Annotated in this window: 22 protein-coding genes; 16 read left to right on the forward strand and 6 right to left on the reverse strand. The window is 37.6% G+C overall.

All coding sequences use genetic code 11. From position 1 onward, the window contains the following. The first annotated feature begins 98 nt into the window (after window positions 1-98). From IQ247_RS06260 to dinB, 4 genes are all read left to right on the forward strand, one after another. A complete protein-coding gene (locus IQ247_RS06260) occupies window positions 99-1088 on the forward strand; it encodes an IS630 family transposase (RefSeq protein WP_322745446.1) in 990 nt (329 codons plus the stop codon). Between the two features lie 794 nt (window positions 1089-1882). After that, on the forward strand, window positions 1883-2092 hold the full coding sequence (locus tag IQ247_RS06265; RefSeq protein WP_193918118.1) for a hypothetical protein: 210 nt from the start codon (window positions 1883-1885) through the stop codon (window positions 2090-2092). A 128-nt stretch (window positions 2093-2220) separates the two neighbouring features. Continuing rightward, entirely contained in the window at window positions 2221-3267 is a 1047-nt protein-coding gene (locus IQ247_RS06270; RefSeq protein ID WP_193918119.1) for an NADP-dependent oxidoreductase, read from the forward strand. A 136-nt stretch (window positions 3268-3403) separates the two neighbouring features. Next, entirely contained in the window at window positions 3404-4534 is a 1131-nt protein-coding gene (dinB, locus tag IQ247_RS06275) for a DNA polymerase IV (RefSeq protein ID WP_193918121.1), read from the forward strand. Between the two features lie 92 nt (window positions 4535-4626). Here the strand turns inward: dinB and IQ247_RS06280 are convergent, their stop codons facing one another. After that, the gene (locus IQ247_RS06280) at window positions 4627-5028 is read right to left on the reverse strand and encodes a CO2 hydration-associated protein CupS (RefSeq protein ID WP_193918123.1); all 402 of its coding nucleotides are present in this window, start codon (window positions 5026-5028) and stop codon (window positions 4627-4629) included. Between the two features lie 260 nt (window positions 5029-5288). Between IQ247_RS06280 and IQ247_RS06285 the strand changes: the two genes are divergently transcribed. From IQ247_RS06285 to IQ247_RS06325, 10 genes are all read left to right on the forward strand, one after another. Continuing rightward, window positions 5289-5831 (forward strand): GIY-YIG nuclease family protein, encoded by a 543-nt coding sequence (locus tag IQ247_RS06285; protein WP_193918125.1) that lies wholly within the window; start codon window positions 5289-5291, stop codon window positions 5829-5831. Window positions 5832-6279: 448 nt separating this feature from the next. Beyond that, window positions 6280-7104: a TnsA endonuclease N-terminal domain-containing protein gene (locus IQ247_RS06290; protein WP_193918127.1), complete on the forward strand. Its 825-nt coding sequence runs from the start codon at window positions 6280-6282 to the stop codon at window positions 7102-7104. Between the two features lie 14 nt (window positions 7105-7118). Continuing rightward, complete coding sequence (locus tag IQ247_RS06295; RefSeq protein ID WP_193918129.1) at window positions 7119-7523, forward strand: hypothetical protein; 405 nt, start codon at window positions 7119-7121, stop codon at window positions 7521-7523. A gap of 116 nt (window positions 7524-7639) precedes the next feature. Then, window positions 7640-7912 (forward strand): hypothetical protein, encoded by a 273-nt coding sequence (locus IQ247_RS06300; RefSeq protein ID WP_193918131.1) that lies wholly within the window; start codon window positions 7640-7642, stop codon window positions 7910-7912. Continuing rightward, window positions 7909-9852 (forward strand): TnsD family Tn7-like transposition protein, encoded by a 1944-nt coding sequence (locus tag IQ247_RS06305; RefSeq protein WP_193918133.1) that lies wholly within the window; start codon window positions 7909-7911, stop codon window positions 9850-9852. Before IQ247_RS06300 ends, IQ247_RS06305 begins: the two co-directional genes overlap by 4 nt. A gap of 221 nt (window positions 9853-10073) precedes the next feature. Beyond that, entirely contained in the window at window positions 10074-10739 is a 666-nt protein-coding gene (locus IQ247_RS06310) for a hypothetical protein (RefSeq protein ID WP_193918135.1), read from the forward strand. Window positions 10740-10958: 219 nt separating this feature from the next. After that, on the forward strand, window positions 10959-11657 hold the full coding sequence (locus tag IQ247_RS06315; RefSeq protein WP_193918137.1) for a PEP-CTERM sorting domain-containing protein: 699 nt from the start codon (window positions 10959-10961) through the stop codon (window positions 11655-11657). A gap of 37 nt (window positions 11658-11694) precedes the next feature. Then, window positions 11695-12003, forward strand: coding sequence for a transposase (locus IQ247_RS33745; RefSeq protein WP_445974519.1), 309 nt, complete (start codon window positions 11695-11697; stop codon window positions 12001-12003). Beyond that, entirely contained in the window at window positions 11979-12266 is a 288-nt protein-coding gene (locus IQ247_RS33750; RefSeq protein ID WP_445974520.1) for a zinc ribbon domain-containing protein, read from the forward strand. The genes IQ247_RS33745 and IQ247_RS33750 overlap by 25 nt, the downstream gene beginning before the upstream one ends. 26 nt (window positions 12267-12292) lie before the next feature. Then, window positions 12293-12997 (forward strand): hypothetical protein, encoded by a 705-nt coding sequence (locus IQ247_RS06325; protein WP_193918139.1) that lies wholly within the window; start codon window positions 12293-12295, stop codon window positions 12995-12997. Window positions 12998-13065: 68 nt separating this feature from the next. Here IQ247_RS06325 and IQ247_RS06330 read toward each other — a convergent pair whose 3' ends face one another. The 4 genes from IQ247_RS06330 to IQ247_RS06345 all read right to left on the reverse strand — a co-directional run bounded on the left by IQ247_RS06330 (window position 13066) and on the right by IQ247_RS06345 (window position 15100). Further along, window positions 13066-13257 (reverse strand): hypothetical protein, encoded by a 192-nt coding sequence (locus IQ247_RS06330; protein ID WP_193918141.1) that lies wholly within the window; start codon window positions 13255-13257, stop codon window positions 13066-13068. A gap of 232 nt (window positions 13258-13489) precedes the next feature. Continuing rightward, entirely contained in the window at window positions 13490-13660 is a 171-nt protein-coding gene (locus IQ247_RS06335) for a hypothetical protein (RefSeq protein WP_193918143.1), read from the reverse strand. Window positions 13661-13780: 120 nt separating this feature from the next. Next, window positions 13781-14026 carry a transposase gene (locus IQ247_RS06340; RefSeq protein WP_193918145.1) on the reverse strand — a complete coding sequence of 82 codons (246 nt, stop codon included), beginning with the start codon at window positions 14024-14026 and terminating at the stop codon, window positions 13781-13783. Window positions 14027-14101: 75 nt separating this feature from the next. Beyond that, entirely contained in the window at window positions 14102-15100 is a 999-nt protein-coding gene (locus tag IQ247_RS06345; RefSeq protein ID WP_193918147.1) for a hypothetical protein, read from the reverse strand. 754 nt (window positions 15101-15854) lie between these two features. On the opposite strand from IQ247_RS06345, the gene IQ247_RS06350 reads away from it, so the two are divergent. Together IQ247_RS06350 and IQ247_RS06355 are read left to right on the forward strand one after the other, a co-directional pair. Next, on the forward strand, window positions 15855-16028 hold the full coding sequence (locus IQ247_RS06350; RefSeq protein ID WP_193918149.1) for a hypothetical protein: 174 nt from the start codon (window positions 15855-15857) through the stop codon (window positions 16026-16028). Beyond that, window positions 16025-16429, forward strand: coding sequence for a helix-turn-helix domain-containing protein (locus IQ247_RS06355; RefSeq protein ID WP_193918151.1), 405 nt, complete (start codon window positions 16025-16027; stop codon window positions 16427-16429). The genes IQ247_RS06350 and IQ247_RS06355 overlap by 4 nt, the downstream gene beginning before the upstream one ends. On the opposite strand, the gene IQ247_RS06360 is transcribed toward IQ247_RS06355, so the two are convergent. Further along, entirely contained in the window at window positions 16391-17479 is a 1089-nt protein-coding gene (locus IQ247_RS06360; protein ID WP_193918153.1) for a putative endonuclease domain-containing protein, read from the reverse strand. The genes IQ247_RS06355 and IQ247_RS06360 overlap by 39 nt on opposite strands. Between the last annotated feature and the right edge of the window lie 110 nt (window positions 17480-17589).

Raw genomic sequence — 17589 nt, forward strand, 5'->3', positions numbered from 1 at the left:
AAACAACATTTGGGATAATGGAAATTAACCTTGGCTGTACGCGCTTTGAAGCGTACTACTAAGTGTGTTTGAAATACGGGGTCTTATTGATGAGATATGTGAAAGGATTGACAAAAGAGAGCTTAAAACTTCTAGACAGAATCAATAAGCACAGTAAATATTCTCAGGTAAGAAAAAGGGCACATTGTATTCAATTAAGTTATCAAAAATATAAAATATCGCAATTGTGTCGAATTTTTAAAGTCAGTCGTAACACAATTTACAATTGGTTAAATTCTTGGGAATCGTCAAGGTTTGTAGGACTTTACAATCAGCCAGGTCGTGGAAGAAAAAAGATATTTAACATAAACCAAGAGCAAATAATAAAGAGTTGGGTAAAAGAGACACCATTATGTCTTGAAAAAGTACAAGATAAAATTGAAAATGAGTGGGAAACTAGAGTTAGTAAAAAAACAATAAAAAGAATAATCAAATCAGCACATTGGGGATGGTATAGAGTCAAGAAAAGAGTTGGAGGAAGCCCAGTAACTACAGTTTATAAGAGAAAAATTCAAGAATTAGAACAATTAAAAGAACAAGAACTTATTGGAGAAATAGAAATTAGATACGTGGATGAAAGTGGTTTCTGTCTAATTCCATATATTCCTTATGCATGGCAAGAAAAAAATCACAAATTACAAATAAAAAGCCAACAAAGTAAAAGGTTAAACGTCTTAGGATTTTTAACTAAAAATAATCAATTAGAATCATATACTTTCAATTGTAGTATTAATAGCGACGTAGTTATAGCTTGCATAGATGATTTTTGTAGAAAAATCACTAATAAAACAGTTTTAATTCTGGATAATTCCTCAGTACACCAAAATCAATTTTTATGGGACAAAGAAGATGAATGGTCAAAAAAAGGATTAGAGATTTTCTTTTTACCTACTTACTCTCCTCACTTAAACATCATCGAAATATTATGGCGCTTTATAAAATATAAATGGCTCGAAATTAATGCTTATGATAGTTTTCATGCCTTAACAGAAGCTGTAGAGAACATTCTCAAAAATTTCGGCACCGAATATACAATTAATTTTGTCTAAGTACTTAACTAACAAAAAGTGCACCAGCAACAGCAGCAGCCGCTCCTCCATTTACTGCTGCTGATTCTTCATCATTTAAATTGAACAAATTTAAGTTGTCTAGTTCTAATGATGCAATAGCCATTGTTTTTTTCCTTTGATTTCAAATGATTTAGAGAATTTCTTAACTCTTATAGGTCAAGAAATTAAAGTGGTGAATTAAATCACCATAATTTAACAATATTAGTTAAGCATTTGATGAGCAATCCAATTTTTTTAGTTCTTCTGTCTAAATTATTTAGGTTTTAATAAAGTGGCAGCACTACCCCTGTCCAGTTAGGGAGATCCAAGAAATAAAATGTCCCACCGACGGTGGGAAATTTTATTATCTGTAAGTGCCTTAAGCATACGTAATATATAGCGGTTTTCATTTGAGTTGAGTACAAAAATCAAACTGTTAGTTTGGGTTCAAAGCCTCTCCCCACGCGCGTGGGGAAAGGTTTGGAGAGGAGTTCATCAAAGTATTGCATTCAACCGAAAACCGCTATATTTTTCTGATGACGGTAAGGATTACCATCTGAAAAGTTTGGCTATTGTTGCGACGAGTCTAGGACTTTTTGCCATCCCCTTTAATACTTATATGGTGTATCAATTAAATTATCTCAAATCTAGTTAATCCAGGTATTTTTTTCTCACTTGTGAGAAATCCGGGTATTGAGTAGTACTGTTATGAGCTTAACAAACCTCAAGTCAAAAATCTCCGAATAAAATCGCGACTCACAACAAAGCTATCTTCAATACCAGTGTTATTAATTATGGCTAAGCAACCATCAATAAAAATAAATGACCGAATTTGGCGTTATCTAGATGATAACGAGAAGTTCTTTGGTACTTATATTCGACTTACAGAAAAAGGGATTCGTTGCAAATGGGACAATTCTCCTGAAAAGTTTACTACTGTACTTTTATACAAAGATTACGGGACAGTTTGGGAGAAAGTTAAACATGATATTAACAATACATAATGCTTTATCTGGTGCAGGGAAAGAAGCGATATGTCTCTCTAAGCTACGCGATCGAACTCAAAACCCAACCTCTATCTGAAAGAAGCATATATTATTGGAATTAAATCTAATTTACCAGGGTTACGACAATGAGTAATAATGTAGAAAACAAGCGAAGAGTAAATCGACAATTTCTCCTCCTTTCTCGTCCAATTGGAGATATTAAAGAAAGTAATTTTGAGTATAAAGAAGTACCTATTCCAACTCTTAACGAGGGAGAAGTACTGATAAGAAATTTATATTTGTCACTAGACCCGACTAACCGTATTTGGATGAGCGACATGGTACAGTATATGCCCCCGGTAGAGTTAGGCGAAGTAATGCGGGGTGTAGCAATGGGAGTTGTAGAAGAATCTAAAAATTCTAATTTACGATCAGGAGATATAGTTACAGGACTTTTAGGATGGCAAGATTACGCAGTTTTAAAAGAAGAACCAGTAAATTTTATTACTAAAATTCATCCACCTTTGCCCAATCCATTATTTACTGCGGTGGGTCTGCTTGGTGCAACTGGGGTCACTGCTTATTTTGGGTTGCTAGATATAGGACAACCAAAACCAGGAGAAACCGTTGTAGTGTCAGCAGCAACAGGCGCTGTTGGTTCAGTTGTAGGACAAATTGCTGCAATTAAAGGCTGTCGTGTAGTTGGAATCACCAGTTCGGACGAAAAATGTCAATGGTTAACCTCTTCTCTTGGTTTTGACGCAGCAATCAACTACAAAAATACCGATTTGAACAGTGCATTAGCGATCGCTTGCCCAAAAGGTGTTGATATATACTTTGATAATGTTGGTGGTTCAATCTTAGATACGGTGATGTCCCATCTTAATTTGTTCGCACGCATTCCTCTGTGTGGTTTAATTTCAACTTACAACTCAACCGAACCAGTGCCAGGTCCTTATAACTTTGGTTTGATTTTGATGAAGCGCGTGCGGATACAAGGATTTATAATTAGTGATTATCGTAACCGTTGGCATGAGGCAATTAAGGATCTTGGGCAGTGGATGGAGTCAGGGAAAATAAAGCAGGAGTATGAAATTGTTGAAGGTTTGGAAAATGCGCCGAAAGCTATTCATAAACTTTTTAATGCTAACAAAATAGGAAAATTAATTGTTAAAATTTCATCACTTAACTAAATATGTAGCGTCAGCTTTGAAAGTTTAACCAAAATGAATAAAAAGCTAAAAAATGCGCGGCAAAGAATATTAGACTTGCGTAAATAATCAATACTAGTACAATTACACTGGTAATTTGATTTTCAGTTCTCGCGTAATGGCGAACCAGATTAGAAAAATCATTCATATTGACATGGATGCCTTCTACGCTTCAGTAGAGCAGCGCGATCGCCCCCAATATCGAGGTAAACCTTTGGTAGTTGGTGGTTCTGCAACTCAGCGCGGAGTAGTTGCAGCTGCAAGTTATGAAGCAAGAAAATACGGCATTCATTCAGCCATGCCCTCACGTATAGCGATCGCCCGATGTCCCAATTTGATATTTGCTAAACCCAGATTTGAAGTCTACCGAGAGATATCGGCACAAATCCACGATATTTTTAAACGCTACACCGATACATTTGAACCAGTTGCATTAGATGAAGCTTATCTTGATGTTACTGAAAATAAGCAGGGATTGCCTTACGCCTCAACCGTTGCCAGACATATCCGAGCCGAAATATTCCAAGAAACTCAACTTACTGCTTCGGCTGGTGTTTCAATCAATAAGTTTTTAGCGAAGATGGCATCAGGTACAAACAAGCCAAACGGCATGACGGTTATATTACCAGAAGATGCTCAAACATTTGTAGAGCAGTTACCCATTGAAAAATTCCACGGCATTGGTAAAGTTACCGCTGCTAAAATGCACGATTTGAATATTCGGACTGGGGCTGATTTGAAAGAGCGCGAACTTGAATTCTTAGTACGGCAGTTTGGAAAATCTGGTAATTATTATTACAACATTGCCAGAGCGCAAGATGATCGGGCAGTGGAACCAAACCGCGTTCGTAAATCGATTGGGGCAGAAAATTCGTTTGCAGAGAATTTGAGCGATAAAGCAACCTGTATACTTGAACTCGAACAAATTGCTCAGACGCTGCATAAAAGGATTGAGAAACATCAAGCTTCCGGTAGGACTTTAACGTTAAAGGTCAAATTTTCTGATTACCAGCAGATTACTCGTAGCAAAACTTTGTTGATGCCGATTAATGATTTGGGTGCGATAGTTAAGGAGGCGATCGCGTTGTTTGAAGGAATTGAATTAGGCGATCGCGAAGTGTTGCTGCAAGCAGATCGCAGTATTCGGTTACTAGGAATTTCGTTGTCGAATCTTGATAATAATAAGGAACTTGAAGCAGTTCAATTATCACTGTTTGACAAAGCTTTTCGGAATGCTGCCCAATCATAACAGTGGAAATTGCAGATACAATTATTGATAAGGGAATCCCAGTTATGAACACCCGTTCGACATGGCACTAATCGAGTATAAACCGTGACCTATCAACCCATAAGAATGACCTTATCAATTACATGAATTACACCATTATCAGCTTCGATATCTGCTGCTAAAACTGTGGCATTTTTAACTTCAAATTTATCAGTGTAACTAATATTAATAGGGGAACCTTCCACAGACTTTACAGTTTTCAATTTTACTAAATCAGCTTGCATTAATTTGCCTAATACAACATGATATGTGAGAAATCTTGCTAGCCCAAAAGGATTTTGCAACAGCGTTTGAATAGTCCCGGCTGGTAATTTTGCAAAAGCTTCATCATTAGGTGCAAAAACTGTAAAAGGTCCGCTACCTTTTAATGTTTCCACTAAATTAGCAGTTTGTACGGCTTGAACTAAGGTCTTAAAAGAATCAGCACTAACAGCAATATCAACTATATCTGCCATATTTTCACCATTACTTTAGTAAGTATTGTAAAACCAAGATATCCGCATTGCAATCGCACGTAGGGTTTAAAGGCGATCATACCAGACCCTAACACCCCTTAGTTTTTATTTGCTAAAACATTATCATCAATTGGTGCGTGTTTGGGGGTGTATTTGTGGAACCAAACCAACTCAATTTATTTAAAGACACGCCAGTTGAACCGCGCTAACTGGAATTATTCGCATATCCACCACCACCGCCACCACCAGGACAACTTGAAATGTTTCCCGGTCAAAAGTTTTGCACCAAGCGCCGCGACGAATTGGTGATGAATGCTGAAGAATTACAGCGGTGGAAGACACAGATACTTGATTATCAAATGCGATCGCGTACAACTCCAGCACCAACACAAACAACGCTAATAGAACTAGCGATAGACCACTGCGACCCGGATAAAATTGACCCATTACAATTACAGATGCAATCGATGGCATTTTACCGCATACCTGCTGATTATCCAGGGGAAGCTTGTTTATATTTTGTAATAGATTCAGCGGCTAATTTAATTCTGTACGTAGGGGAAACGCTACGCAGCAACAAGCGCTGGAAGGGCGTACACGATTGCAAGGATTACATCGCCTCTTATCAAGATTTACACTACCGTTACAAGTTAAAAACGGCAGTTAATATTGCTTTTTGGTGGGATACGCCGACTGATACTAAAAAGCGGCTCTCATTAGAACAGGCGTTGATACAGAAATGGCGCAGTCCTTTCAATAAGGAAATGTGGCGCGTGTGGGGGCAACCGTTTGGTTCATATTAATCAATTACCTTTAATCAGTTTCTGTACAAACATAATAAAGTTGGAAACTGAATAATAAAGTTGGAAACCGAATAATAAAGTTGGAAACTGAATAATAAAGTTTCTTAAAGACTGTTTCGATACTCCTGTCATCATACAGTAGAATTTACGGTATGAACTGTATATTAGCTGGCTTTCGTCATCCTGCTGTCGGTAAAACAGGTAAGATTTTGGTGTGATGTGTAACCCAATAAAGCTATTAACCCCAAGCAATTAATAGCATATTTTAAAAAAATCAATTTGAGAAATTTTGTAGCTAGTTTACGTACAAAGCTTTGACAATAAAAATAAATATTCGTTTTCGTAAGGGGGTGGATATGGTTCTAACTATCAGATAAATCATAAAATTTCTCTGAAAGGTTTACTCATAATCCCCCTAATGAAGTACGACAACCGGGGGGTATTATTTATGGCGAAACGAAATCGAACTGTAGATGATACGGTTATTTCTAAACGTCTAGACTCTGGTCGTGGTCAGGGTAAAGGTTCTTCTTACAAACCTTGGTTGCAAATACAAGATGTTCCTTCCATTGGTTTAGCAACTCGAATCAAAGGATGGAAAACTAACAGAGTTCATCATTTTTTAAGTAACCTGGAACTCAATTATTTTTATGTACTCGAATGGTCAAGTATTGTTACTGATATTCGAGAACAGTACCCTTTGTTGCCAAGGGAAGAAACTTTAGCTATTGCATCTAATTACGGTATTCGTCACCCACAAGAAACCCAAGCTAAGACACCAATTGTAATGACTTGTGATTTTTTGATTACAATTGCAGGAAATATTGAAGATATTGTTGTAGCACGTACAGTTAAATTTGCTAAAGATTTACAGTCCAAGCGTACAAGAGAAAAATTAGAAATTGAACGGCTTTATTGGAGTCAAAGAGAAATTGATTGGGGAATTGTTACGGAACAAGAAATTCCATTAATTCTTGCTAAAAATGTTGAGTGGTTACATCCTTTTAAAAATTTATCCGACCTTGAACTATCACAAGATTTGATTAAAAGAATAGCAGAATTTCTCCTTATTCGGTTGGCGAGTCAAACACCCTTAGTAAAAACCACTAATTTTTGTGACGACCACCTGGGATTATTACCGGGTACAAGTTTATCGGTAGTTCGTTATCTCATCGCTAATCAAATATGGTTAGTTGATATGAACCAACCAATTCAACCATCAGAACCATTGATATTAAAAAACCCCCGCACCGTTGAAGAGCGAACTGTTTAAATGGAGGAGTCACTATGAGTATTGTTGTTAACACATTATTAGAGTGGCTAACTGAGTCTAATGTAGGCACGATTGAGCGGGTACTTTGGATTAGTTCATCTGGTAAAGATGTAGTCACGATTGAAATTAATAATCTCAAAGCACTTCCTAAATGGCAAAAGCTTATAGATATAGAAGAAGCCATTAAATTTGGTTCCATTCTTATACTTCAATCTGATCCTTATGCAAAAAATGTTTCGCTATTGAATCCCATTTCTTCAAAGTATCAAGACTATAGAGATAAAGCATGGTCAATAATTGCACCAATTATAGAAATGGATGATGGTAAAGCCTTTATTCCAAGTTTGAGGGGAAGTTTGATAAGTAAAGTTTCTCAACGTACAGGCTGTACTAAAAAGACAATTTACAAATACGTTTAGCTAAACCAATTTTAGATGCATTAAGAACAGGCAATGTTAAAGCTCTGTATAATATTGACGATGTTTACCCAACTGATATTACATCGGTAATAAAATCAACTACTAATAATATAAAAGTGTCTGGTAAACTTAGCTCTTCACCTGCTCTCAAAAAAACTTTAGACTCCTCCGATTTAACAAGAGTAGAAAATTGTGAAGAGCAAAAATTAGATTTGAAAAAAGAGCAACATAAACCAATTAAAAATACGAGAAAAAAGCCAAATCAAGATGGATTATTAGCAGTCAATAATTATAAATCGCACAATAAATTTACTGCTTATGAACAACTTAAAGCTATGGGTTATATCCGACCAGCTACCGAATTTATTAATTTACGAAAAGACAAATGATTGGTTTTTTTCCTGACCCCTATCCAGATGAATTACTTTACAGTATTTGTGCAAGATACAGTAGTCGCGTGCAATACCGACAAGTTAAAAGTGTCGCGTCTGAATTATTTGGTAGCAAATGCGCTACAGCAATAATGGAACTACCATGTTACCTCAATCATCTCCTAACTGTTTTACCACCTGGGCATAAATATACAGTTGAGCAGCTTATTAATAACCACACTATGCTGCGATTTTATAGTCCATTTTTAAATGAATTTCGAGTTAAACGTTTAGTTGATAGTATGAGTGGTTTAAATGACTTTCCAGTCTATAGTTGTTTAAGCCTTTACCACGGTGGAATTGAGTCTCCGGAATGGTTAAGATTTTGTCCAAAATGTGCTAGTGAGGACTTGGAAAATGTAGGTGAGTTGTACTGGCATCGTCTCCATCAAATTCCAGGAGTATTTGTATGTCCAAAACATCAACTTTTTTTAGAAAATAGTCACGTACAAGTAAGAAATAGGCATCAACCGGCACTTTTTATCCCAGCATCTGAAGCTATTAAAAAATTCCCATACTCTTGTATCGACTTATCTAATAATAACCATAAACAAGAAATGCAAATCGCGGCGGATGCATCTTGGTTACTAAATCAATATAGATTAGTGCCGGGGTATAATTTATTGCGCGATAAGTATATGATAAATTTGCTTGATAACCAATTCGCTAATTGGAATAAAACTATCAAAATTACAGCATTAGTACAAAATTTTTTAAATTATTATTCTGATGATTTATTAAATAAATTATCATGTGCAATTGATAAAAATAAAAATACTAATTGGTTAATTAATTTGCTACGCAATTTAGATAAAAATGCTGCTAGCCATCCCATTCATCATCTTTTAGTGATTCAGTTTTTAGGATTAACAGCAGAATCTTTTTTCCAAAACGATTATTCAAAAAGTACTCTTAAACCATTTGGTGATGGTCCTTGGCCTTGTCTTGACCCAACCAGTGAGCATTTTAGACAATTAACAATTCATAAGTATAGTATGGCTCGGGTAAACGAAACTAAAAAACCCGTCGGTAAGTTTCGTTGTGCTTGTGGCTTTAGTTATTCTCGAACTCCTCCTGACAAGTCAATTAATGATAGATTTTCTTACTCTCGCTGTATTCCCGACAGTCAATCATGGGAAACAGCCTTAAGAACTTTTTGGGCAGATTCATCCCTAAGTTTGTGTGAAATTGGGCGCAGACTTGGTGTTACTGGTAGGACTATTAAAGGACGTGCGATCAAACTCGGTCTAGAGTTTCCTCGTACTGGACCGCGACATCAATCAAAACTTACTAATCATGATTTACATTTATCTACAAAAAATAAACAAACGTTTCAAGAAAAACGAGAACATTTACGTACTTTTTGGCTCTCTATTAGAGAAAAATATCCACAAGCGACACAGACGCTTCTAAAACAAAAATTTAGTTCTGTTTATAGCTGGCTTTATAAACGGGATTATGAATGGTTTGAAGCTCATCTACCACATCGAAATAAAGGAGGAGCTAGAACCTTAGTAGATTGGTCAAAACGCGACCAAGAGCTAAGTTCTTCTGTTAAAAGTGGAGTAACTTTGATTAGAAATGCTCCTGGTCGTCCACAAAGAATAACAATAAAAGCAATCTGTGCTGCTATTAACCGTCCAGACCTCTTCAATAAAAAGATGCGTGACAAACTACCTTTAACTTCAAAAGTTATATCGGTTTCGATTGAAAGTTATAAGGATTTTGCGATTCGTCGTCTAAGATGGGCAGTTCGCAGTTTTCAACTTCAGATGATTTGCCCGCCTCGCTATCAACTCTTACGTCGAGCAGGTTTAGCGAGTTCAAAAATTATAGAAGAACCATTTTTTCTTCAAGCAATGGATACTGCTTTAGAATTTTTAGCTAACTTCAAGTAATAGTATGTATCTTTATGTAACAGTTTCCAACTTTATTACGATCGCAAATGTTAGATAGAGAACTATTGGGCATCTGGGGAAACCAACTTTATTATAAAAAGCTGTGCAGCATAGAACAACAAATCATGGCTTTCAGTCGTTTCCAGTTTCCAACTTTATTATGTTTGTACAATAATTGTTGTATTATATCTTCAGTAATTTCTACTATAAATATAGTAATTATGCTGCGTTCATATACTTCGTGGTTGATTCCGGGGATATTTGCTTTAGTTGGCTTTGGGTCGAGTATGGAAAGCGCAAAAGCACAAACTACTTACCCATTTGAGGCAACTTATAATGTTTCATCTAGCTCTGAACCTGTTACTCAAGATGTATCAGCAACGACAATTTCTGGAGTTAGTACTGACGCACCTTATGGTTTGACCAAAGTTAGTGGTCTGACCTACTCCCAAATTGACCTAGCTACGGGTAATTTTCGATTTAACACTAATCCAGCAAACTTTGGCTTAGATAACTTGCCATCAGGCTCGGTTACATTATTTGGGGATGGTAATAATAAGTTATTCGGCACTAATAACGCTATTGGAACAATTGACTTTACGAATCTTACAGGTATTGCCGAAAATACTTTTACTATTACCGGCGGTGAAGGTTTATTTGAAAATGCTACTGGTACAGTGATATTGCAAGAAGCTTATCAAATAAGTTTAGACCCTAATGTCCCCACCATTGCGAATTCAAAAGCAAATGGCACAATTGAAGTACCTTTAACTCGAAAAGTTCCAGAATCAAACAATGCTGTTGCATTAACTGGGATAGGTATAATTGGAGCTATTTTATTGCGCCGACGATGTAAAACTGCTGTCGATTTAACTTCTTTCACCTAGACTAATAATGCGATACGCTTTAGCGTCAAGCCTCCGGCTTATCGCAGTTAAGGCAAAGCGGAGTCTATTGTCCTTCAACAAAGAGAACTGGACGCGGTGGGCGGCAACCGTTTGGGAAAGGTGAAATATTAAGGTGATACCATCTTTTGTACAAATTTTATTGATTTATCTACGTGCTATTGTTGAGTAAACTTAGTAACAATTTATATTTTTATTAATATGATGAAATTTTTTCTGGCAACAACAATATGCTTATGTTCGACTTTATTACCATCTGCTAAAGCTAAGGCTGCTGATTTTAGCCTAAATCCGAACATTACATTTGAAGTTGGAGATGGATTTTTTGGCGGTTCGTTTGATGGTCAAGGGGACACAGATGCAATTTTTCCTGATAATTTTGATACTGTAGTACTTGGTACTTTTGGCGAGAACAGCGAGAATGCTGAATTTGATATAAGTGGATTGGATGTTCCAAGCGAAGAATCAATTACTAAAGCAATTTTTCAAATAACAGTCCTACCAAATGAAACAGTTGGGTTAGGAGCTATTGGTCAAAGACCTTCTAGTTTGGCAGTGCGTGGATATATAGGTAATGGACAACCTGATGCAACTGATTTTCAGGCTGGAACTATTTTAGATACTGCTAGTATTTCGCCAGAATATGTAGAGGAATTTATCAGCTTTGATGTAACTTCATTTATTCAAAATATAGTTAGCAACCAAAATGATTTTGCAGGGTTTGGCGTTCGCGCCCAAACTATTGGAGGTATAACATTAGACCGTGGCACATTCTCTGACAAAGGACCAAGGTTAACAATTACTACTGCTCGTGCAAACACTACCATTTCTGAGCCAAACTTAGCATTAGGAATTTTAGCGTGCGTTTTTGTCAGCAAAATAATATTCAAGAAAAAGTAACTATCTTTTAAAAGTTGTAATATTATTTTTACTTTGGTTGGTTAGCGCGAACTTCGATATTCCTCAGCATTACCGTAAATCTCAGAAGCGATTGCGGGTCATTCAAAAACGTATCTCACGCCGTAAAAAAGCAAGTAATCGACGCAAAAAAGCTATTAAGCAAGTCGCCAAGCAGCACAAAAAAGTAGTTGATAAGCGCAAAGACTTTCACTTTAAAACTGCCAACAATCTACTGAAAAAATATGATGTTGTAGTTCACGAAGATTTAAACGTCAAAGGTCTTTCTCGTTCTATGCTAGCTAAGTCTGTGCATGATGCTGGATGGTCAAGCAACAATCAATTCTAAGCACCAAAGCCGAAAATGCTGGGTTATTGGTAATTGTAGTGAATCCATCAGGTACGTCACAAGATTGTTCTAGTTGTGGGGCGAAAGTTCCAAAAAAGTTGCATGAAAGATGGCATTCTTGTCTGTGTGGTTGCAGCCTAGATCGAGATCATAATGCAGCTATCGTAATAAAAAATAGAGCCGTGGGGCATCCGGTTCTTAAAGCTCATCGAGTATCCGAAGCAATAGCTGGATTTGGTGAGAAGCCTACACGCTCTCTGTAATCAGTCAGTGTAGGAGTATGTCACCAATGACTCTATATAATTCGGATGAACAGTTTCCGATTGATTTCGATGAAGCTTGGGTTTGGTTGGGATATGCAACGAAACAAAAAGCTAAACAAAAACTAGTTAGGAATTTTGAATCCGGATTGGATTACACGCTCAACCAAATGGTTAAACGTGTAGAAGGTAATCGTGGCGGTGGTTCTACAATTTACGAAGAAATTAAACTGACAGTAGAATGTTTAAAATCCTTTGGAATGATGGCAGATACAGAGCAAGGGAAGTTAATTCGCCGCTACTTTTTAGAGTGCGAAAAAATTGTCCGTGCCAAGGTAATTACTAAGATTGCACCTTCAATACCAGCCCTACAGAAAATTAAAGAAGCAACACAAGCAGTTCTATCAATTGCTAACATCCATCCCAATCTAATTGCTGGTGTGGTTGCAAATGAAATTGGTAAGCATCACCCTGAGCTTGCAGGGACGATGGAAGAGGCAAAGAAACTCTTACCACTGCCTATCGAAAATCGCTTACTTACGGTTACTAAATTGAGCGAACTATATTGCGATCAGCGAAGCTGCACCGACGGCGATCGCACTGGCATAAAGCTGAGCGCTAGAAAGATGAACCAGCGACTCAAAGAGTTGGGCTTGCAATATGAGAATCCAAACAAAGAACCAGCTTGGTTGCCAACAGAATTGGGTGAACCTCACGCTCGAATTGTTTTATAAAAAGCAACTGGTAATAACAAAACAATTCAGCAGTTGCGGTGGTTCCCGTCTGTACTGGAATTGATCGATTAGTAGTAATTAAATATTTGTTCTTTAAGGCAGCACTGGCAACGGTTGCTGCTTTTAAAGGCTGGTGCGTGCGATAAGCCTCCGGATTGACGCTGATTCCTAGCCCTTTCAGGGCGGCTTCGCCTACGGACATAGTGCGCGATCGCATTCTGACGGCGTTCACGGTCTTCGTAGTGTGTCCGATAAGACATAGTGCGGCGATCGCTCCTTTTTAGCGTAACGCTAAAGAAGCGGTCATATAGTGCCAACGCATCTGAAAGTTTTACCATGAAAGACTTTCAGCTTGTTAATTGAATAAAGCATTAAAACTTAACACAGTTCCTAGAAGTATTTGAGTCGGAACTTTTTATCAAATTGGAGTTATATTTCAAGAATTTTAGGCGCAGTTTGAAGGTCAATTGGGTAAAGTTCCGACTCTAAAATTCACATGGAACTTATAAGTAAAGCATGGCACTTCATGACAGCTTCTCTAGCATTAGTCCCGTTAGCTGGTGTCGTGGAGTTAGCCAAGGGCATACCATTACCTTCTGTGAAGGTATGAATTAAGACTCCCTTACCTTTACCGCCATAAGCAATTTCTTCACCTCCGCCCATCGAGCGGGGAAAAAGAGCCGTCTATGGCTCCAAAGTCCCAATTTATAAGCCCCCTTTCGTCGGCGATAGGCGAAGCCGACACCCTCCGGGTGTATCGCCAGTATCCTTGCTTTTAAATGTTCATGCATTCCCATCCGAATACCATCGCTTCAACCACCTGTGAGAAGCGCTTTTTGATGCCCATACACCTCCAGACGGTAGATCACACCATCGGCACCCAGTCATTAAAAGATATAACAGGCTATTTAATACATGACGATACGGTGCATGAGGCATTCCCTTACCACGTTTTTCTGGTTCTGGAGGAAATATATCTTCAAACAGCTTCCATTCTAAATCACTTAATCCTTCAAAACGCCCAGCCATAAAGCGATACACCCATCTCAATTCAAAAATAGCTTATCACGTTTTGTGATTAGTGGGATAGGTTCTTATTTCCCCCTAACCGACAAGTATTGATTCTACTGGGGATTCAGAAACATTAAAAGCTAAGGTGTAGTCACTAGAGATTCCGATTTGTTGGAGTGCAAACGTGTAGACTCCACTGGGTAATGCACCCTCGAAACCAATCGCCCCCCATCCCCGTGCAATGTTATCGAGGATATCTGTTTCTACCTGTCGAGGTTCGCCAAACAAAGCGTAGCCTAAGATGTTTCCTCGAACCGCAGAATCATTTAGAGGTTCGGTAAAGATATCTCCTTCCTGCACTCCGATAAAAGCAACATTACTCTCAGAAAAGGATTCCAAAACCAAAGTGTCGAGTTGCAAACCTTCGGGAATAGTGATGGTAACGTATTCCTGATCTCTGTCGCCTGTAGTCACCGATAGAGGGGTGATTCCTGCCGATAAGGGCAGTTCTAACGGGTTGGTGGGGTCGTTAGAAATATCTCCACTCACCGCTTCATCATAACCCGGATTGAGTTGAGGAAAGATGGATATCTGACTTTCATCGTCGGCAAATAACACCATAGAAGATGCCGCATCCGGCGATGGGTCAATGGTGTAGTCACCAAGTTCACCCACAAACTCTACATCTTCAGAAGCCACCCCATCTGGAGTAATCAGTGAAAACTCGGATTCGACTAAGCCATCAAGGATTTCTGGCAAAAATCTATCCGGTTCGAGGTTGTCGAGTACATTAATTGTAAAGCTCCCCATCATTGCCCCTTCATCAACCGTTAGAAAAAAGCCAGAACCATCAGAGTTGGTATCAATTGAGGATGGATCAATATTTTCTGTGATTGGACGAAATCCAAATCCGGCTAAATCTAAGCGATTAACAATTTGTTCGACCTCGCTATCAACATAAACTTTCAGTCCACCCGCAGGTGTAGGTTCATCAAGGTCAAAACGAACTGTGAGTGCTGTGCGTTGATTTTCAACCAAAGCATTGAAATCGCCATCAAAGGTTGTTGAGGTCGATAAACTAACTTGTATCATATTTGAATTATTGTTACTCAGATTAAACAGTCGTCAATCAACCAGAGCCATCTAGCAAGCAAGACGCTCCACCGGATGGCACGCTGCGCCAATGTACTACTGTTTACATTTCAAATAAAAACGCCATAGTACATAGTCCACACGATTTGGATAAATAGTACCATGCAAATATATACTGATATATACATTTCTATCGGAATCAATGACTAAAATTTTGGAGTTGAACAGATTCAATATTACGGAGACACAGAGAACACCCAGAAAAATCTCTGTACGAACCTGAAGTAGAAACCATTTTTGGTTGTTTTGAAGGAGATACTATCGAAGGGGAGCAACGCGATTTTTTGAAAGCAGCCAGTAGGATTGCAATCGCCAACAAATGATTTCAGTAATTTTCAATGAAATAATACATAAAGATAAGCAAAAACACGTATAAAGTGAAAATAGAATCGCTATACATTGTCCTGCTAAAATTAGAGCAATGTTCTTTATTTCTTCTTTTTTATTTTTTATTTTTACTCCATTCCAATTTTCAACATCAGTCAATTCTAAAATTTTCGTAAGATTATCTTTAAATTCCTCCAGAAATTTGTTTAAATCTAAAGTTGCATATATTTTATACCGGGCTTGCTAAGCACCCTGTGAGTAGAGAGTTTTGAGCCATAAAACCCTTCATCATAGGGAATCCTGCCTTATTTCTGTATTTATGCATAGGGTAGATGTAGTTTTTAAAATTTAATATTTAAGTATAGGTGTGGCGATAGGCGAAGCCGAAGCCGACACCGACACCGAAGGTGTATCGCACTGTTTTTCACAAAATCGCGTTGCTCCCAGTTTGATTATGGTTGTGCTTTGTGCCATTATTCAAATTTTTATGGCAACCAATAAAGATTTGAATCGTTATTTACAGCAGATTGCAGGTAAATGAGGTACAGTGATTATAGTGCATCAATGGGTGAAATGAAAGCTTACTCTGTAGACTTACGAGAAAAAATAGTACAAGCTTATGAACATGGTAATACCTCAATTAGAAAAGTAGCTTATAATTTTGGTGTGACCAAAAGTTTTGTTCAAAAACTACTTTTGATGAAAAAAAATGAAGGTCATGTTAAGCCGAGAAAACAAGGTTGGGCAGTTAAAGGTGAATTGGATGGATATGATGTTCAACTAGCTTTAATGGTTGAACAGTACCCAGACAAAACTTTATTAGAATATTGCGAATATTGGGCTGCAACTTACAATATTTGGGTAAGTACAAGTACGATGTGCCGTGCATTAAAAAAGCAAAATTTAACAGTAAAAAAAAGAACTAATAAGAATATCTTCTGAACTAACAACACTGACTTTATCAACAGGTGTGGCAAAATTAACCGCGCTTCGAGGAAGTTCGTTTAAACTATTATTCTCACATTGATAATTATCTCGTTCTTTTCTTTGCGCCATCTGTATAGCTTCAGCTTCCGTCCACTGCCGCTGCTGCTGTAAATCTGGAATATCAGTAAACTGATTTAGAACTGAACTGTCCCCAGTAATTTGGGCAACTATTTGAGCTACAGTTTTGCAGCAATTGTGGGGATAACAAATAACTTGCCGCTCACTAAATCGAATTACAATCCAACCTTTATCGTTGAAAAATTTGTTGCGATTATTATCTTTCCAAGCTCCTGTATAGTGAGTAGGTTCCTCAGTGTTGTAAGCATAAGGTTCATCTATTTCAATATCAATGTAAAGATTTATCGTTCGGTCAATGTAAGCAAAGTCTGGGGAATAAGGATGTTCGTAGTTAGGAATATTAATTGTTAATTTAACGTGAATTTTATCAGAAAAATATTGTTGAAGATAAGTTCTAAATCTTCCTTCAGCATTAGCCTCCGGTGCCGTACTGCGATCGCCATCATGTGAAATAGTAAATGCAAGTATTTTTAATATTTGTTCGTATTGCCATTGTGCAATCCGTTCTGGAGTTCGGGCTATTCTTTGTTCTTCTTCATGTCTATTTTTTCTTTCTTCGTATTTTAAAAATCTTCTATCGTAATCTTTAATTTGATGTCTGTGTTCCTCTAAACGTTTGGGATAACTATTAAATTGTAGCCATGCTTGAAGGGCGATCGCAGCAATAGCAAAAGGTAATAATAACCAGCCCGATATAGAAGTTGCTTGAGAAATAATAGGAACAGTAATAGCAGCTATGGCAGTTTCTACAGCAATAAGTGTAAAATCCCACCGTTGCGGTTCATCTCCAGGTTGCGATGGTGGTTTTTCTGAAAAGATAACTACAGGTGGTAGTGCTGACTGCACTTGCTTAATGTCTTGAGGAATGCGAATAATGGGGAAATAACTCATGGAATTCTCATAATCTCCGCCAAGTGCAGTAATCATGATGTCCCAGGGGTCAAATCCTTGGCTGATATCATTAGCTACTTGTTGAGCAATCCAATCTCGTTCTTCGCGTTCGGTATTGAATGGTTGAATTATTAATGGAGAACCAA

Origin of the sequence: Plectonema cf. radiosum LEGE 06105, from assembly GCF_015207665.1 — a bacterium.
Classification (GTDB): domain Bacteria; phylum Cyanobacteriota; class Cyanobacteriia; order Cyanobacteriales; family Nostocaceae; genus Rivularia; species Rivularia radiosa_A.

Coding starts and splice junctions, on each gene's coding strand:
- IQ247_RS06340 (WP_193918145.1), bottom strand. CDS start 14,026: ATGGCTGGGCGTTTTGAAGGATTAAGTGATTTAGAATGGAAGCTGTTT.
- IQ247_RS06295 (WP_193918129.1), top strand. CDS start 7,119: ATGAGTATTGTTGTTAACACATTATTAGAGTGGCTAACTGAGTCTAAT.
- IQ247_RS06345 (WP_193918147.1), bottom strand. CDS start 15,100: ATGATACAAGTTAGTTTATCGACCTCAACAACCTTTGATGGCGATTTC.
- IQ247_RS06285 (WP_193918125.1), top strand. CDS start 5,289: ATGTTTCCCGGTCAAAAGTTTTGCACCAAGCGCCGCGACGAATTGGTG.
- IQ247_RS06335 (WP_193918143.1), bottom strand. CDS start 13,660: ATGGGCGGAGGTGAAGAAATTGCTTATGGCGGTAAAGGTAAGGGAGTC.
- IQ247_RS06330 (WP_193918141.1), bottom strand. CDS start 13,257: ATGTCTTATCGGACACACTACGAAGACCGTGAACGCCGTCAGAATGCG.
- IQ247_RS06355 (WP_193918151.1), top strand. CDS start 16,025: ATGAGGTACAGTGATTATAGTGCATCAATGGGTGAAATGAAAGCTTAC.
- IQ247_RS33750 (WP_445974520.1), top strand. CDS start 11,979: ATGGTCAAGCAACAATCAATTCTAAGCACCAAAGCCGAAAATGCTGGG.
- IQ247_RS06280 (WP_193918123.1), bottom strand. CDS start 5,028: ATGGCAGATATAGTTGATATTGCTGTTAGTGCTGATTCTTTTAAGACC.
- IQ247_RS06290 (WP_193918127.1), top strand. CDS start 6,280: ATGGCGAAACGAAATCGAACTGTAGATGATACGGTTATTTCTAAACGT.
- IQ247_RS06270 (WP_193918119.1), top strand. CDS start 2,221: ATGAGTAATAATGTAGAAAACAAGCGAAGAGTAAATCGACAATTTCTC.
- IQ247_RS06310 (WP_193918135.1), top strand. CDS start 10,074: ATGCTGCGTTCATATACTTCGTGGTTGATTCCGGGGATATTTGCTTTA.
- IQ247_RS06305 (WP_193918133.1), top strand. CDS start 7,909: ATGATTGGTTTTTTTCCTGACCCCTATCCAGATGAATTACTTTACAGT.
- IQ247_RS06315 (WP_193918137.1), top strand. CDS start 10,959: ATGATGAAATTTTTTCTGGCAACAACAATATGCTTATGTTCGACTTTA.
- IQ247_RS06360 (WP_193918153.1), bottom strand. CDS start 17,479: ATGATTACTGCACTTGGCGGAGATTATGAGAATTCCATGAGTTATTTC.
- IQ247_RS06265 (WP_193918118.1), top strand. CDS start 1,883: ATGGCTAAGCAACCATCAATAAAAATAAATGACCGAATTTGGCGTTAT.
- IQ247_RS06325 (WP_193918139.1), top strand. CDS start 12,293: ATGACTCTATATAATTCGGATGAACAGTTTCCGATTGATTTCGATGAA.
- dinB (WP_193918121.1), top strand. CDS start 3,404: ATGGCGAACCAGATTAGAAAAATCATTCATATTGACATGGATGCCTTC.